The 15,094-nt window shown below is 66.2% G+C and carries 15 protein-coding genes; 6 read left to right on the top strand and 9 right to left on the bottom strand.

Annotation, left to right across the window (positions count from 1 at the left end; genetic code table 11):
• Positions 1-7 precede the first annotated feature (7 nt).
• Positions 8-847, bottom strand: coding sequence for an AraC family transcriptional regulator (locus tag LLJ08_RS16790; RefSeq protein WP_042924611.1), 840 nt, complete (start codon positions 845-847; stop codon positions 8-10).
• Positions 848-1,052: 205 nt separating this feature from the next.
• On the opposite strand from LLJ08_RS16790, the gene adhP reads away from it, so the two are divergent.
• Positions 1,053-2,075: an alcohol dehydrogenase AdhP gene (adhP, locus tag LLJ08_RS16785; RefSeq protein WP_228207514.1), complete on the top strand. Its 1,023-nt coding sequence runs from the start codon at positions 1,053-1,055 to the stop codon at positions 2,073-2,075.
• A 45-nt stretch (positions 2,076-2,120) separates the two neighbouring features.
• Here adhP and LLJ08_RS16780 read toward each other — a convergent pair whose 3' ends face one another.
• The gene (locus tag LLJ08_RS16780; protein ID WP_228207513.1) at positions 2,121-3,374 is read right to left on the bottom strand and encodes a TIGR03862 family flavoprotein; all 1,254 of its coding nucleotides are present in this window, start codon (positions 3,372-3,374) and stop codon (positions 2,121-2,123) included.
• Between the two features lie 53 nt (positions 3,375-3,427).
• Entirely contained in the window at positions 3,428-4,348 is a 921-nt protein-coding gene (locus LLJ08_RS16775) for a histone deacetylase family protein (RefSeq protein ID WP_228207512.1), read from the bottom strand.
• 70 nt (positions 4,349-4,418) lie between these two features.
• Between LLJ08_RS16775 and LLJ08_RS16770 the strand changes: the two genes are divergently transcribed.
• The 3 genes from LLJ08_RS16770 (at position 4,419) to LLJ08_RS16760 (ending at position 6,518) form a co-directional block, all read left to right on the top strand.
• Positions 4,419-4,973: a GNAT family N-acetyltransferase gene (locus LLJ08_RS16770; RefSeq protein WP_041014941.1), complete on the top strand. Its 555-nt coding sequence runs from the start codon at positions 4,419-4,421 to the stop codon at positions 4,971-4,973.
• Between the two features lie 76 nt (positions 4,974-5,049).
• A complete protein-coding gene (gene tesB / locus LLJ08_RS16765) occupies positions 5,050-5,919 on the top strand; it encodes an acyl-CoA thioesterase II (protein WP_041014940.1) in 870 nt (289 codons plus the stop codon).
• Positions 5,916-6,518 (top strand): HAD family hydrolase, encoded by a 603-nt coding sequence (locus LLJ08_RS16760; RefSeq protein WP_221102768.1) that lies wholly within the window; start codon positions 5,916-5,918, stop codon positions 6,516-6,518. Before tesB ends, LLJ08_RS16760 begins: the two co-directional genes overlap by 4 nt.
• A 210-nt stretch (positions 6,519-6,728) precedes the next feature.
• Here the strand turns inward: LLJ08_RS16760 and ypfJ are convergent, their stop codons facing one another.
• Positions 6,729-7,586 (bottom strand): KPN_02809 family neutral zinc metallopeptidase, encoded by an 858-nt coding sequence (ypfJ, locus tag LLJ08_RS16755; protein WP_221102769.1) that lies wholly within the window; start codon positions 7,584-7,586, stop codon positions 6,729-6,731.
• 130 nt (positions 7,587-7,716) lie between these two features.
• Complete coding sequence (locus tag LLJ08_RS16750) at positions 7,717-8,154, bottom strand: DUF411 domain-containing protein (RefSeq protein ID WP_041014937.1); 438 nt, start codon at positions 8,152-8,154, stop codon at positions 7,717-7,719.
• A gap of 191 nt (positions 8,155-8,345) precedes the next feature.
• On the opposite strand from LLJ08_RS16750, the gene LLJ08_RS16745 reads away from it, so the two are divergent.
• Positions 8,346-8,921 carry a DUF4345 domain-containing protein gene (locus LLJ08_RS16745; RefSeq protein ID WP_228207511.1) on the top strand — a complete coding sequence of 192 codons (576 nt, stop codon included), beginning with the start codon at positions 8,346-8,348 and terminating at the stop codon, positions 8,919-8,921.
• Here LLJ08_RS16745 and LLJ08_RS16740 read toward each other — a convergent pair whose 3' ends face one another.
• From LLJ08_RS16740 to LLJ08_RS16725, 4 genes are all read right to left on the bottom strand, one after another.
• The gene (locus LLJ08_RS16740; RefSeq protein ID WP_014821519.1) at positions 8,922-9,617 is read right to left on the bottom strand and encodes a Crp/Fnr family transcriptional regulator; all 696 of its coding nucleotides are present in this window, start codon (positions 9,615-9,617) and stop codon (positions 8,922-8,924) included.
• Between the two features lie 82 nt (positions 9,618-9,699).
• On the bottom strand, positions 9,700-10,485 hold the full coding sequence (locus LLJ08_RS16735) for a type IV pili methyl-accepting chemotaxis transducer N-terminal domain-containing protein (RefSeq protein ID WP_221102772.1): 786 nt from the start codon (positions 10,483-10,485) through the stop codon (positions 9,700-9,702).
• A 171-nt stretch (positions 10,486-10,656) separates the two neighbouring features.
• Positions 10,657-11,265, bottom strand: a complete 609-nt coding sequence (narL, locus tag LLJ08_RS16730; RefSeq protein WP_230697639.1) for a two-component system response regulator NarL — start codon at positions 11,263-11,265, stop codon at positions 10,657-10,659.
• Entirely contained in the window at positions 11,243-13,162 is a 1,920-nt protein-coding gene (locus tag LLJ08_RS16725) for an ATP-binding protein (RefSeq protein ID WP_238537134.1), read from the bottom strand. The genes narL and LLJ08_RS16725 overlap by 23 nt, the downstream gene beginning before the upstream one ends.
• Positions 13,163-13,486: 324 nt before the next feature.
• Between LLJ08_RS16725 and LLJ08_RS16720 the strand changes: the two genes are divergently transcribed.
• Entirely contained in the window at positions 13,487-15,088 is a 1,602-nt protein-coding gene (locus LLJ08_RS16720; RefSeq protein ID WP_041014933.1) for an MFS transporter, read from the top strand.
• Positions 15,089-15,094 lie beyond the last annotated feature (6 nt).

Raw genomic sequence — 15,094 nt, 5'->3', positions numbered from 1 at the left:
TGTCGGCTCAGCGGTCTGGAAGATTCGAGCAGCGTCTGCGGTAGTGCGCCGGTGTCAGCCCGTAGGCGCGGCGGAACCAGCGGCCCATGTGGCTCTGGTCGGCGAAACCGAGGCTCATCGCCACCAGCGCCGGTGGCTGGCCGGCTGCGAGCAGGCGACGGGCCTTGGCCAGGCGCAGCTGGACCAGATAGGCATGCGGCGCCAGGCCGAAAGCCGCCTTGAACGCCCGCGACAGCCTGAAGCGATCGACACCGGTGGCCCGCGCCAGATCGTCCAGCCCCAGATCCTGGTCCATATGTGCATGCAGATAGTCCCGTGCCCGCAGCGCCACGGTCGGCAGGCGCGGGTCGGCAGCCAGCCGCGGTCGCCATGCCAGGTGCCGCGCCAGCTTGCCCAGCAGCGCGTCCAGCGCGGCCTGGCGAACGATGCGCAGGTCCTGGCTTTGCAAGGCCTGGAAGGCGTCGGCAATCACAGTCACCAGCGCCGGCTCGCTTTCCAGCGTCTTGGCGAACGCCGGCTGGCACTGGTTGGGCGCATCCTCGAACAGCGCGCGCAGTTCGCGCTCGATCCAGTGCGGGTCGAGGTAGAGCATCGAATAGGTGAAGCCACCGGGTGTCGGCGCGTGGCCGTCGTGCAGCTCGCCGGGTTCGAGCAGAAACACCTGCCCTGGTGTGCTGCTGTGCAGCGTCCGGCGGCAGTGAAACTGCTGAACGCCCTGTTCGGTGAAGCCGATCAGGTAGCTGTCATGGAAGTGCGGGTCGTAGGCATGACCTTCGAAGTGCGCACGGATCGTCTCGATACCGGTCTCGGCATCCTTCTTCAGATCGATCCAGTCAGCTGTACCCATGACGGCTCCGTGAAACGCAAGGCGGCGATGCTGCGCGACACAGTGTCGCCCCGCGAGCGTGGCCGGTCTGGAACATTCGTGCAACGCTGCGGGCTGGCGGCTGCACCGCGGATGTCGGCGTCATCACGCGGCCACTGATTCGAGTCTAGGCTTGATCCGGTCCATGTTGTGCAGACTCGAATGTCCCGACTCAAGGAGCAAGTCCATGACCCAGACCATGAAAGCGGCAGTGGTACACGCCTTCGGCGAGCCGCTGCGCCTCGAGGAAGTCAAGGTGCCGATGCCCGGCCCCGGCCAGATCCTGGTGAAGATCGCCGCCTCCGGCGTCTGCCACACCGACCTGCATGCGGCCGAGGGCGACTGGCCGGTGAAACCGTCCCTGCCGTTCATTCCCGGCCATGAAGGCGTTGGCCACGTCGCGGCGGTGGGTGCCGGCGTGACGCGGGTGAAGGAGGGCGACCGGGTCGGCGTGCCCTGGCTGTACACCGCCTGCGGCTGCTGCGAGCACTGCCTGACCGGCTGGGAAACCCTCTGCGAAGGCCAGCAGAACACCGGCTACTCGGTCAACGGTGCCTATGCCGAGTACGTGCTGGCGGACCCGAATTACGTGGGCATCCTGCCGAAGAACGTCGAGTTCGACGAGATCGCGCCAATCCTCTGTGCCGGGGTCACCGTCTACAAGGGCCTCAAGGTCACCGAAGCGCGGCCCGGCCAGTGGGTGGCGATCTCCGGTATTGGCGGCCTGGGCCACGTCGCGGTGCAGTACGCCAAGGCGATGGGCCTGCACGTGGTGGCGGTGGATGTGGATGACGCCAAGCTGGAACTGGCCAAGCGCCTGGGCGCCGACCTGACCGTCAATGCGCGCACGGAGAACCCCGTGGAAGTGGTGCAGCGCGATATCGGTGGCGCTCACGGCGTGCTGGTGACGGCGGTGTCCAACAGCGCCTTCGGTCAGGCCATCGGCATGGCCCGGCGGCGCGGTACCGTGGCGCTGGTCGGTCTGCCGCCGGGAGATTTCCCGACGCCGATCTTCGATGTGGTGCTCAAGGCGATCAGCATCACCGGCTCCATTGTCGGTACACGTGCCGACCTGCAGGAGGCGCTGGACTTCGCTGGCGAGGGGCTGGTCAAGGCGACCATCCATACCGACAAGCTCGACAACATCAACCATATACTCGACGACATGCGTGCCGGGCGCATCGAGGGCCGTATCGTGATGAAGATGTAGAACGCTGGGTGCGGCCGGCTCATCCGGCCGCTGCTCACCCGTCGATCAAGCCTGTGCGATTGTGGGCCGTTCGGTCCGCAGCCAGCGCAGCATTCCCTCGGCCGCCGCCCGGCCACTGGCAAAGCAGGCGGTCAGCAGATAACCGCCGGTCGCTGCCTCCCAGTCGAGCATCTCCCCGGCGCAGAACACACCGGGCAGCTGTCGCAGCATCAGGCTGGCATCCAGCGCTTCGAACGGCACGCCCCCGGCGCTGCTGATCGCTTCGTCCAGTGGGCGCGGGCGGACCAGGCGGATGGGCAGTGCCTTGATCGCCGTGGCCAGGGTCTGCGGGTCCTGGAAGGTCGCGGCATCGGTCAGCTCGCGCAGCAGCGCCGCCTTGACTCCATCGAGCTTCAGCTGGCGGTGCAGGTGCTTGGCCATCGACTGCGCGCCCCGTGGTCTGGCCAGGGCGCTGGCGACCTGCGCCAGGGTGCGATCCGGCAGCAGGTCGAGCAGCACGGTGGCGGCGCCGTCACGGTTGATGGTCTCGCGGATCGGTGCCGCCAGCGCGTAGACCAGGCTGCCCTCGATGCCGGTCGCGGTAAGTACGAACTCGCCCTTGCGCGGCGCGGTGTCGGGAAGGGCGAGGCTGACCGTCTTCAGCGGCGCGCCGGCGAACTTGTCCCGCAGGTGCTCGCTCCAGGCTTGCACCTCGAAGCCGCAGTTGGCCGGCTGCAACGGTGCGATGGCAATGCCGCGAGCTGTGAGCAGCGGCACCCAGGCGCCATCCGAGCCTAGTCGCGCCCAGCTGCCGCCGCCGAGGGCGAGCAGGGTGGCGTCGGTCTCGATCAGGCTTTCGCCGTCCGCCCCGGCGATGCGCAGCACACCCTGTGCGTCCCAGCCCAGCCAGCGCTGGCGGGTATGAATGCGCACGCCACTCTCGCGCAGGCGCCTGAGCCAGGCGCGCAGCAATGGCGCGGCTTTCATGTCGGTGGGAAATACCCGGCCGGAACTGCCGACGAAGGTGTCGATGCCCAGCCCGTGAATCCAGTCACGCAGCGCGCTCGGAGTAAAGGCGTCCAGCAACGGGCGCAGCTGCTCTGAGCGCGCGCCGTAGCGGCTGACGAAGGTGGAGTAGTGCTCGGCATGGGTGATGTTCATGCCACCGACCCCGGCCAGCAGGAATTTGCGGCCGACCGAGGGCATGGCGTCGTACAGATCGACGCTGATGCCCGCCTGGCCGAGTACTTCGGCGGCCATCAGGCCGGCAGGGCCGCCGCCGATGATGGCGACACGAGAGGAGGAGGCGGGCGGGGTCATGGCAGAAGCCTGAAGAACATCACGGGGCGGGCATTGTAGCCGCTGACGGATGCTCAGCCGAGTCCGTGGCGCTGCCAGGCGGCTGCCGCGCTGACATGCAAGGTGGCGTGGCGCCGCGCGAGCAGGGCGCGGTCCTTGTCGTAGCCGCCGCCGATCAGGCCGACCACCGGGATGTCGCGGCCCAGGCAGTGGTCGAGCACGGCGCTGTCGCGGGCGGCGAGCCCGGCGTCGGTCAGCGAGAGCAGGCCCAGGGCGTCGTCGCGATGAACATCCACGCCGGCGTCATAGAGCACCAGATCAGGCTGATAGATCGGTAGCAGGTAGTTCAGGGTGTCATGAACCACCTTGAGGTAGGCCTCATCGCCCATGCCGGGTGGCAGCGGGATGTCCCAGTCGCTATGGGCCTTGCGAGTGGGGAAGTTCTTTTCGCAGTGCAGCGAGACGGTCACCGCGTCCGCCACGTTCTCCAGGATGCGCGCGGTGCCGTCGCCCTGATGCACGTCGCAATCGAAGATCAGCACGCGGCCGACGCGTCCGCTTTCCAGCAGGTAGAGCGCGATTACCGCCAGGTCGTTGAAGATGCAGAAGCCGGACGCATGGTCGTGATGAGCATGGTGGGTGCCGCCGGCCAGGTGGCAGGCCAGGCCATGCTGCAACGCCTGTTCGGCGGCCAGCAGCGAACCGCCTACCGCCCGCACGGTGCGCTGCGCCAGCTCCGGGCTCCAGGGCAGGCCGAGGCGGCGCAGCTCGTCGCGACCCATCGCGCCGCTGCAGTAGCGCTCGACGTAGTTGCGCTCGTGCGCCAGCGCCAGAATGTCATGGCTGCACAGCTCGGGGCGCAATAGCGCTGCGTCTGTGGTCAAACCCAGGGCGACCAGATGGTCGCGCAGCAGACGAAACTTCTCCATGGGAAACCGATGGCCCGGCGGCAATGGCGGGCTGTAATCGTCGTGAAATACCAGGGGAAGCGACATGAACCACGCTTGTTCGATGGATGTGCGCCGCAGTATGCAGGCTGGCCGTCGGAGCGCTCAAGGAGCAGGGATGGTTGAACGACTCGCACTCGAAAGCACGCGCCTACGGCTGCGCAACTGGCATGACGAAGACCTCGATCCGTTGGTGCGGCTCTGTGCCGACCCGGAGGTGATGCGCTACAACCCGGCGCGGTGGTCCCGGGATGACTGCGCCGCGCTGATGGTGCGCAGCAGGCTGCATCTGCTGCGCAATGGTTTCGGCCTGTGGGCGCTGGAGCGCAAGGACAACGGCGCCTTCATCGGCTATTGCGGGCTGGTCTGGTCCGCCTTGCCGCTGCCGAACGCGGTCGCCGAGCTGCGCTGGGCGGTGGCTTGCGAGCACTGGGGGCAGGGTCTGGTTCGCGAGGCCGCGCAGACGGCGTTGAAATGCGCATTCGGCGCGCTGGGGCTGGACGAGGTCGTGGCCTGTGTCTCGCAGATCAACGAACCGGGCAGGCAACTGCTGGAAGGGCTCGGCATGCGCCCGGAACCGGCCACCACGTTCGGTCATCCGGACGTTTCGCCCGAGCACCCGCTGCACACCCAGGTGCTCTACCGGCTGCGGCGGGACGATTGGCGACAATGAGCACTGTTGCTGGAGCGTTGCCGGCGAAATCCGTAACATGGCGCGCCCGTACGAGCCCCCTATCAAGGAAGCCGAAATGACCCAGATACTCGACGCCCTGGTCAACCTGCTGACCCTGGAACGCATCGAGGAGAACCTGTTCCGTGGTGCGAGCCAGGACCTCGGCTTTCCCCAGCTGTTCGGCGGCCAGGTGCTCGGCCAGGTCATCTCCGCCGCGAGCCAGACGGTGACGCCGGAGCGCCATGTGCATTCGCTGCACGGCTATTTCCTGCGCCCCGGCGACTCGCACCAGCCCGTGGTCTATGACGTCGATCGCGTACGCGACGGCGGCAGCTTCACCACGCGGCGGGTCAGTGCGATCCAGAAGGGCCAGACCATCTTCACCGGCATCGCCTCGTTCCAGGCCGAGGAAACGGGCTACGAGCATCAGTTGCCGATGCCGGACGTGGTCGGGCCGGACGATCTGCCCAACGAGTGGGAGCTGCTGCACAAGCTGTCGCCGATGGTGCCCGAGCGGGTGATGGAAAAGCTGCGCCGTCCCAAGCCCATCGAGATCCGCCCGGTCACCCTGGTCGATCCTGCCAACCCGCAGCCCATCGAACCGGTCCGCCACCTGTGGTTCCGTGCCGACGGCGCGCTGCCCGACAGCCCGGCGCTGCACAAGTACCTGCTGGCCTACGCCTCGGACTTCAGCTTTATCGGCACCGCGCTGCAGCCGCACGGCGTCAGCTCGTGGAGCAAGTTCATCCAGCTGGCCAGCCTCGACCATGCCATCTGGTTCCATCGTGAGGTGAAGCTGGACGACTGGCTGCTGTACTCCATCGACAGCCCCTGGGCCGGCAATGCGCGCGGTTTTGCCCGTGGCAGCATCTTCAACCGCCAGGGCCAACTGGTCGCGTCCGTGGCGCAGGAAGGGCTGATCCGCGTGCGCGAGGACTGGATGTGAAGATCGCCGAGGTCCGTCACTGGGTGTTCGACATGGACGGCACCCTGACGATCGCCGTGCACGATTTCGCCGCGATCCGCCGCGCGCTGGAGATTCCCGAGGAGGACGACATCCTCCATCACCTGGCGGCGCTACCTGCCGAGGAGGCCGCCGCCAAGCACGCCTGGCTGCTGGAGCACGAGCGCGAGCTGGCCTGCGCGGCGCGCCCGGCAGAAGGCGCTCGCGAGCTGCTGCATGCTCTGCGCGAGCGCGGCTGCCGGCTCGGAGTGCTCACTCGCAATGCCCAGGAACTGGCCAGGGTGACTCTGGACGCAGTCGGCATGGGGGACTGTTTCCTGCCCGAGGATATCCTCGGTCGCGACGAAGCGCCGCCCAAGCCGCATCCGGGCGGGCTGCTGCATCTGGCGGAGCGTTGGGGCGTGGCGCCGTCGTCGATGCTGATGGTCGGCGACTACCGCTTCGACCTGGAGTGCGCCCGGGCCGCGGGCGCGCGTGGCGTACTGGTCAACGTGCCGCACAACGAATGGCCGGAACTGGCCGATCTCTATGCCCCGGATTGCCGGGTTCTGCACGGGCTGCTGTCTTCGGGCGAGGTCTGAGCGCGGCGCGACGGGGAACGGGGCGCACACCTATTCACAGCCATTCGCGGGCTAGGCCGCTGCCGCATTCGGGCCGTGCACGAGTTAGGTCGTGCACAAGCCCGTCGCCAACCCTGTTCTCCCGCCGCCTGCAGCAGGTCGTGTGCATCCGGTCAGAACCCGCATGACCACGTAGAAGCGCCTTGCTGGCGAGGCTCCAGTGGCCGTCTATTACAGCCGCGTCGCCTTGAAGGTGTCGCAGCGCGCCGGATCGCCATGCTCGAAGCCATCACGGAACCAGCGCACCCGTTGCGCCGAAGTGCCGTGAGTGAAGGCATCGGGCACCACACGGCCCTGGCTGCGCTTCTGCAGGTTGTCGTCGCCGATGGCATTGGCGGCGTTCAGCGCCTCTTCCAGGTCGCCTTCTTCCAGCCAGTCGTGGCGTTGCTGCGCGTGATAGGCCCAGACTCCGGCGAAGCAATCGGCCTGCAGCTCCTGGCGGACCAGCAGGCCGTTGTCGCCTTCCATCTTCGCGCCGCGCTGACGGGCGCTCTGCATCTGCTGGGAAACGCCGAGCAGGGTCTGCACGTGATGGCCGACCTCATGGGCGATCACATAGGCCTGGGCGAAGTCGCCGGCGGCGGAGAAGCGCCGGGCCATCTCGTCGAAGAACTGCAGATCGAGATAGACCTGCTGATCGCCGGGGCAGTAGAACGGGCCCACCGCCGAGCTGGCGAAGCCGCAGGCCGAGTTCACGCCGCCGCGAAACAGCACCAGGGTCGGATCGCGGTACTCGGCGCCGGCTTGCTGAAACAGCGCACGCCAGGTGTCTTCGGTGTCGCCGAGAATCGCCCGGACGAATTCGGTCTGTGGGTCATCGCCGGCCGGCGGCTGGCTCTGCTGGGAGACGGCAGGTCCGCTCTGGTTGGCCAGCTGGCCGAGGATCTGCAGCGGGTCCTGGCCGGAGAGCAGGCCGATGATCACCACGATGGCGATGCCGCCCAGGCCCAGTCCACCGCCAAGGCGCATGCCGCTGCGGCCTCTGGCGTCCACTACGTTGTCGCTGCGTCGGGCTCGTTTCCAGCGCATGGGGGTGTCCTTCTGAACGGTTGACGGGTTGAGGGCGCAACACCGAAGCGGCGCCTGCCTCCCGTTAAGACCCGCACGGCGCGAAAAAGCTGCAGCGCGGACCGCACTGCATTCGCAGCGGCGCGATGGTTCAGTCGCCGGGGTATTCGGAGAGCACGCGTTCCTCGCCCGTCTTGCTGACGCCGATCACCTTGAAGGCGTCCTTGCGCTCGCCCATCTCCATGCCCGGCGAGCCGATCGGCATGCCGGGTACGGCCGCGCCAATCAGGTCCGGTTGCGCACGCAACTTGAGGATGTCGGCGGCAGGAACGTGGCCTTCGACGAACTTGCCGTCGATCACCGCGGTGTGACAGGAACCGAGGCGGTGCGGGATGCCGTGTTCCATCTTTACCGAGGTCATGTCGTTGACCACGTGATCGCTCACGGAAAAGCCGTTGTCCTCCAGGTGATCGATCCACGCTTCGCAACAGCCGCAGTTGGGGTCGCGATAGACGTCGATGGCGATGGGCTCGGCGGCCTGGGCGAACCCGGCGAGCAGGACGGGAAGCAGCAACAGAAGACGGCGCATGGGGACCTCCTACGAGCGAGAGGCCCAGAATACGCCGGGTTGCGCCCATACCCAAGGTGCGGCGAGCGGGCAATTGTCACCTGCCGACGTCGCGCCGGAGAGATGGCCGAAGTGCCGGGCGCAGAACAAACCGGCCGCCTGACAGTCCCATGCCAATCGGAATAGCGAGTCGCACATCAGGAGAGTTTTCGATGCGTTTTGCCCGTTTCGTTCTGCTCGCGCAGGCGCTGGTGATGGCCAGCCTGAGCCTGGCCTACTGGTTTCGCCCCTACGAGATGGCCAATCTGAACGGCATGCTGCTGATGGAGGGCGCCTCGGTCAGCCACATGCGGGTCTACTACGGTGGCCTGCAACTGGGGTTGGCACTGTTTCTGATCTGGGCCGCGCGTGCCCCCGAGCGCGCGCGGCCGGCCTTGATGATGCTGATGATCACCATGACCGCGCTGGTGCTCGGGCGCCTGGTGTCGCTGTGGCTGGATGGCGGTGAGCTGGTCGGTTTCGATCTGGCATCGCTGTTCTATCGTGTGCTGGCCGCCGCCCTTGCCGCCGCTGCCTGGCATCTTGTCCGCGAGCGCCCGGAGCCTGAGCCGGAGCGCCTCGAGCCGGCCACGCGGAGACTGGTCAGCGAGCCGCCGAAACCCTTCAAGCTTGGCGATGGTCCGCCGCCGGTCGAGCCGGCACCGGTCGAGCCGGCACCGGTCGAGCCGGCACCGGTTGAAGTCGCCCCGCAGCCGTTCCGTCGTGGTGACCCCGACGCCCAGGGTTGATCAGGCGGCTGCTTCGAGGTAGGCCGAGAGGCTGCGCTGGTCGAGGATCTCGATGCGCCGCCGCTGCACGGCGATCAGCCCCGCATCGGTCAGGCGATGCAGGATGCGCGACAGGGTTTCCGGCTGGATGCCCAGTTGCGAGGCGATCAGGCGCTTGGGCAGGTCGAGGTCGATCACACCGCTGCGTGCCGCCTGCAGTTCCTGGAACAGGTAGCGCACCACGCGCTGGCAGACGTTGGACGAGGTCAGGCTGTCGATCTGGTGCAGACGCTGGTTGAGCCTGTCGCTGAGGCTGCTGAGCAGCTGCATGCACAGCTGTGGCTGGGTCTCGAGCAGACGCAGGTAGTGGGCGTTCTGCACGTTGAGCACCAGGCTTTCCTTGAGGGTGGTGGCGCTCAGCGGATGTTCGGGCTGCTTGTTGAAGAGCAGCGCCTCGGCAAAGGCCTCGCCCGGCCGGACTACCTCGATGACCTTCTCCTGACCATCGCAGGTGACCCTGTGCAGCTTGACCTGGCCGTTGATCAGCACGTGAAAGTGCTCGGCGGCGTCGCCTTGATGGAACAGCGTGCAGCCGGCCGGCAGGCGCTTGACCGTGGTATGCGCCGCGAGGTTCTGCAGAGCCGTCTCGGCCAGCCCATTGAACAGATGATGACGGCGCATCGTATTGAGCACTGCAGAGCCGGTCAGCATGGCCATCCCCCTTCCTTTCGATGAACGGCATGCTAGGTCGCGCCGTGCGGGCAGGCCATACCTCTTTCTGGGCAGGGTAGGTAGTCGATCAGCGGGTGCTGCCGGCCAGTCGCTCGTAGTCCAGCGTCAGTTGTTCGATCTTGCGCAGCAGCGAATCGCTGGTGGTGACGATTACCGTCGGGACGAAACGGGCGTCGTCGGCGAGGCTGAAACCGGCACGGGCGAAACGCCATTGCGCGCCGATCTGATCGAGCTGGCGGTTGATCTGCTCGGTGTTCTGCGGCGCCTTGTTCAGCTCGTCCAGGCCGCGCTCGAACTCCGCGACTGCCGCGTCGAAATCGCCGCGCAGGCGCTGTTCCGGCAGCTTCCAGGTCATCGCCAGATAGAGCATGGCGATGCGCTGGCTGAGCATGCGCTGGCGCCCGCTGCGGTTGACCAGGCGAGCCGCCTGACTGCCGCTGTGGCGCTCGATCTCCTGCACCAGCGCTTCGCTCTGGCCGAGGAAGCGCTCGGCCAGGCGCAGCAGCTCGGCGGACTGTTCGCGATCCGGTTGGGTCAGGGCCAGCTGGCGATACTGATGCCAGGTCTGCGTGGCGTCTTCCAGCGCCTTGCGGATGGCATCGTTGGCGGCGTACTCGTCGAGCAGCTGGGCGTTCTCCTCGACGCTGGCAATGCTGCTGTCGAGCTGGCTGGCGGCAAGATCGACGCGGGTATCGGTGCCGATCATCAGGTAACTCTTGGCGATGCGCTGGCCGAGCATGCGCTGCATGCCGGCGCGGTTGACCGCCTCGGCGTCGCTGATGGCGGCCTGGCAGGGCAGGCTGGCGGCCAGCAGGCCGAGCAGCAGGGAAGTGGGCAGCAGAATCTTGAACATGGGGCGCTCCTTACGTCCGGATGGGCGCGATGCTGACCACACGGTCAGGTCGGTTGGGGACGAGAAGATAGAGCGCTTCGCGGTGATGGCATTGATGATCGTCAAGAGGGCGGCAGCCGCTTCGCGAGTTGAGCGATCACGCACAAAACCGCTGCCGGGCGACGGTACCGGTCAGCCCTTCGCTTCGTTCTCCAGCACCCAGACGGCTGCCTCGACCCGGGAACGCAGGCCCAGCTTGTGCAGCAGGTTTTTCACGTGGACCTTCACGGTGCCTTCGGTGATGCCGAGCTTGCGCGCGATCATCTTGTTGCTCTGGCCCTTGGCGATCAGCCGCAGGACTTCCTTCTCGCGCTTGGTCAGGCTGGAAAACTGCACCTGGCCGGTGGGCTTGGGACGCACCCGGATGGCCTCGGCGAGCACTTGGGTCAGCTCGGGGCTGAGAGCCATGCGGCCGGTGGCGGCGATGCGGATCTGCTCGATCAGCTGTTCGGCGTCCATGTCCTTGAGCAGGTAGCCATCGGCGCCGTTGCGCAGGGCTTCGAGGACATGACTCTGCTCGTCGGAGACGGTGAACATGATGATCCGCGCATCGATGTCCGCGTCGCGCATGCGCCGGGTGGTCTCCAGGCCGTCAATACCCGGCATGTTCAGGTCCATGAGGATCAGATCGGGCTCGATCTCCTGAGCCAGGCGAATGGCGTCTTCACCGTTGCCTGCCTCGCCGACCATCTCCAGGTCGTCTTCCAGTTCCAGTAGGTCACGCAGGCCCCGACGCATCATGGGATGGTCGTCGACCAGCAGGATTCGTGTGGTTGTCCCTTCGTTCATGCGTGACAGGCTCCTGTATTAGGGGAATGTGGCGATAGGCAGGCGGAAAGCGCAGGTGGACCAGGGTGCCGCCGCCGGGACGCAGGCCGATGCTGATGCTGCCGTTCAGGCTGCTGGCGCGCTCCTGCAGGATGATCAGGCCGTAATGGCCGGCGCGCTGCTCTTCGGGGCGGATGCCGATGCCGTCGTCCTCGATCCTGACGTGGATGGTGCCATTGCTGTCCTGGGTCAGGCTCAGCCAGCAGCGGTCGGCCTCGGCGTGCTTGACCACGTTGCTCAGCGCCTCGCGAATGATCTGCAGGCAATGCACTTCCTCGTTGGGCGTCAGCGGACAGTGGTCGAGGCGGTAGTCGCTCAGAATCTGCAGGCCGGAGTTGGCACCGAATTCCTCGATGGTCGCCTGCACCGCCGGTCGCAGCCCGGGTTCGTTGACCTTGATGCGGAAGGTCGTCAGCAGCTCGCGCAACTGGCGGTAGGCCGCGTTCAGGCCCTGGTCGATCTGCTGCACGCTGTCGTCCAGCTGCGCCTGGCTGCTTTCCTTCTGCATCAGGCGCTTGAGACGGGCCAGCTGCAGCTTCTGTGCGGACAAGGCCTGGGCCAGCGAATCGTGCAGTTCGCGGGCTATCACCGCGCGCTCTTCCATCAGTGCCAGACGTGCCTGCTTCTGGCCCAGCTGCGCGAGGCTCAGCGAGGCGGCGAAGAGGTCGGCCAGGGTGGTCAGCAGCAGGGTCTGCCAGGAGGCCAGCGTTTCGCCAGCCGGATAGGCGACGCGCAGCGAGCCGAGGTCGTCCTGGCCGGAGCGCAACTCGAAGGTCATCAATTCCTCGCCGCTGGGCAGTCGGCCAGTCTGGTTGACCGGACAGGTGCCGCACTGCGGCAGCTTGCAGTAGTCGGGCGGCTGCAGGTCGCGGGAGGTCATGGCGGTGTGGCTGCCGGCAGCAGCCGAGCGGTTCAAGCACAGCGTGATGGGGCCGGTGCCGAGGATCTGCTGCACCTTGTTCAGCAGCGAGCCCATCATCTGACTGGGATCATCGGGTTGGCTGTAGAGCATCCGCGCGCTGTTGAACAGCAGTTGCAAGGTGGCGTTGCTGCGGGTCAGTGCGGCGGTCTTGTCATCGACCTTCTGCTCCATTTCCGCATAGAGGCTGGCCAACTCCTGGCTCATCTGGTTGAGCGTGCGGGCCAGCAGGCTCAGCTCGGTGTCGCCGGGAATCTGCACCTGGCCGCTGAAGTCGCCCTTGCCGATGTCGCGGGCCATCTTGGTCAGGCTGCGCAGCGGGGTGGCCAGGTTGTTGTGCAGGCCGTAGATCAGCACGAAGGCGATCAACACGATGACGAACAGCGTCCCGGCCTGTAGCGCGCGGATCACGCCGAGCTTGCCTTCGGATGCCTCCTGCAAGGTCCGCACGAAGACATTTAACTCGCTGACGAACTCCGGGGCTTCCTGGCGATATTCCTCCAGCCGCGGCGGCTGTGCGTCCAGCAGTGGGCGCATGCGTTGCTGCCAATGGCGCAGCACGCCGGCATGCAGCGCGGGCAGCTCGGTTGCGCCGTGGCGGTGCAGGGCCGAGCGCAGGGAGGCGGAAAGAAGGGTGCGTTCGAGCGTGACGATGCGTTCTTCGAGCAGGGCCTGCGAGCCCTGCTCGGCGGTGAACGCCAGGCGATAGGCCTGCATGCGCAGGCTGCCGGCCTGGTTGATTGCCTCGGCGTCACCTTCCAGGGCATCGGCCAGATACAGGCTCGCCAGCATGCTGATCAGCGAAAAACCGATGATGACCACGAACGCCACCAGGGTGTTGAACACGATCGAGTGGCGGGTGGAGAGCTGCTCGCTTTCGGTTGGGGGCATGGGCTGATCGTCGCTTTGGCGGTGGTTCATTCTGCGCTCTGTCATCGGCTCTGGCCATGGTGCGGGAAGTACTCCCAATGCATTTGGACCCTTGCGATGCACATGAAGGGAGATCGGCGAAGTAAAATAACTCATTGATATTATTGAATTTATTTCAATGAATACGGAGTACTCCGTTAGAGGTAGGAACGAGGTGTAAAGCAAATTGCCACTGGCCGTGTATTGACCTCGGTCAAATTCGGATCGATCCGCCCCGCTTAGCGTGCGAGCCATTCCTGATCCCGCTGCGTATGCCAGCGGGGCCCTGCGCCAAGAGGATCGACCATGAGCAATATCGAAAAGTGGGACGTGGAGGACCAGATATTCTGGGACACCACTGGCAAGCGGGTCGCCAATCGCAATCTGTGGATCTCCATCCCGAGTCTGCTGATGGGCTTCGCCATCTGGCTGATGTGGGGCATCGTTACGGTGCAGATGCTCAACCTGGGCTTTCCGTTCGCGCCCGCCGAGCTGTTCACCCTGACCGCCATCGCCGGCCTCACCGGTGCCACCCTGCGCATTCCGGCGTCGTTCATGATCCGCATCGCCGGCGGGCGCAACACCATCTTCCTGACCACCGCGCTGCTGATGATCCCTGCAGCCGGGGCCGGCTTCGCGCTGCAGAGCCAGGACACACCGCTGTGGGTGTTCCAGTTGCTGGCTTTCCTCTCCGGCATCGGCGGCGGCAACTTCGCCTGCTCGATGAGCAACATCAGCACCTTCTTCCCGAAGAACCAGCAAGGGCTGGCGCTGGGCCTGAACGCGGGCCTGGGCAACTTCGGCGTGACCACCATGCAGATTCTGATTCCGCTGGTGATGACCGCCGGCGTGTTCGGTGCAGCGGCTGGCGCGCCGATGGAGCTGATCAAGGACAGCGGCACGCTGATCGGCAAGATCGCTGCCGGCACCGATACCTGGATCCAGAACGCCGGCTGGGTCTGGCTGCTGTTCCTGGTGCCGCTGGCCTTCGCCGGCTGGTTCGGCATGAACAACCTGCTGGTGATCTCACCAACTCCGGGCTACCCGCTGAACGCCTTCGGCAAGATCCTCGGCCTCTACGCCGTGGCCTTCGTCGCCGCCGCGGTCGGTCTGTACCTCTACCTGCCCGCGCCGACCGGCCTCGGTGTGCTGAACATGTGGGGCGTGATGTTGCTGACCATCGGCGCGACGCTCGGCATGCTGCGCCTGCTACCAGGCAGCATCAGCCCGAACATCAAGCGCCAGTTCGCGATCTTCCGCGATAAGCACACCTGGTCGATGAGCATCCTCTACATCCTGACCTTCGGCTCGTTCATCGGCTTCTCCATGGCGCTGCCGCTGTCGATCACGGTGATCTTCGGCTTCATGAACGAGGTTGGTGCCGACGGTGTGGTGACCCGCGTCGCCAACCCCAATGCACCGAGCGCGCTGACCTACGCCTGGATCGGCCCGTTCATCGGCGCCCTGATCCGTCCGCTGGGCGGCTGGATCTCCGACAAGGTAGGCGGCTCCATCGTCACCCAGGTGATCTCGGTGGTCATGGTCATCGCCTCGGTCGCTGCCGGCTACGTGATGCACCAGGCCTACAGCTCGGCCCAGCCCGAAGAGTTCTTCTTCCTCTTCCTGGTGCTGTTCCTGGTGCTGTTCGCCGCCAGCGGCATCGGCAACGGATCGACCTTCCGCACCATCGGCGTCATCTACGACCGCGAGAAGGCCGGCCCGGTACTCGGCTGGACCTCCGCTGTCGCCGCCTACGGCTCCTTCGTCGCCCCGATCGTGATCGGCGAGCAGGTCAAGGCCGGCACCCCGGAAGTGGCGATGTACGGCTTCGCGGTGTTCTACGCGCTGTGCCTGATCCTCAACTGGTGGTTCTACCTGCGCCCCAACGCCTACGTGAAGAACCCCTGAGTCCGG

Origin of the sequence: Stutzerimonas chloritidismutans, from assembly GCF_020783375.1 — a bacterium.
GTDB lineage: Bacteria > Pseudomonadota > Gammaproteobacteria > Pseudomonadales > Pseudomonadaceae > Stutzerimonas > Stutzerimonas kunmingensis.
The sequence above is the reverse complement of the archived record's forward strand: the minus strand, read 5'-3'. Positions and strand labels throughout refer to the sequence as shown.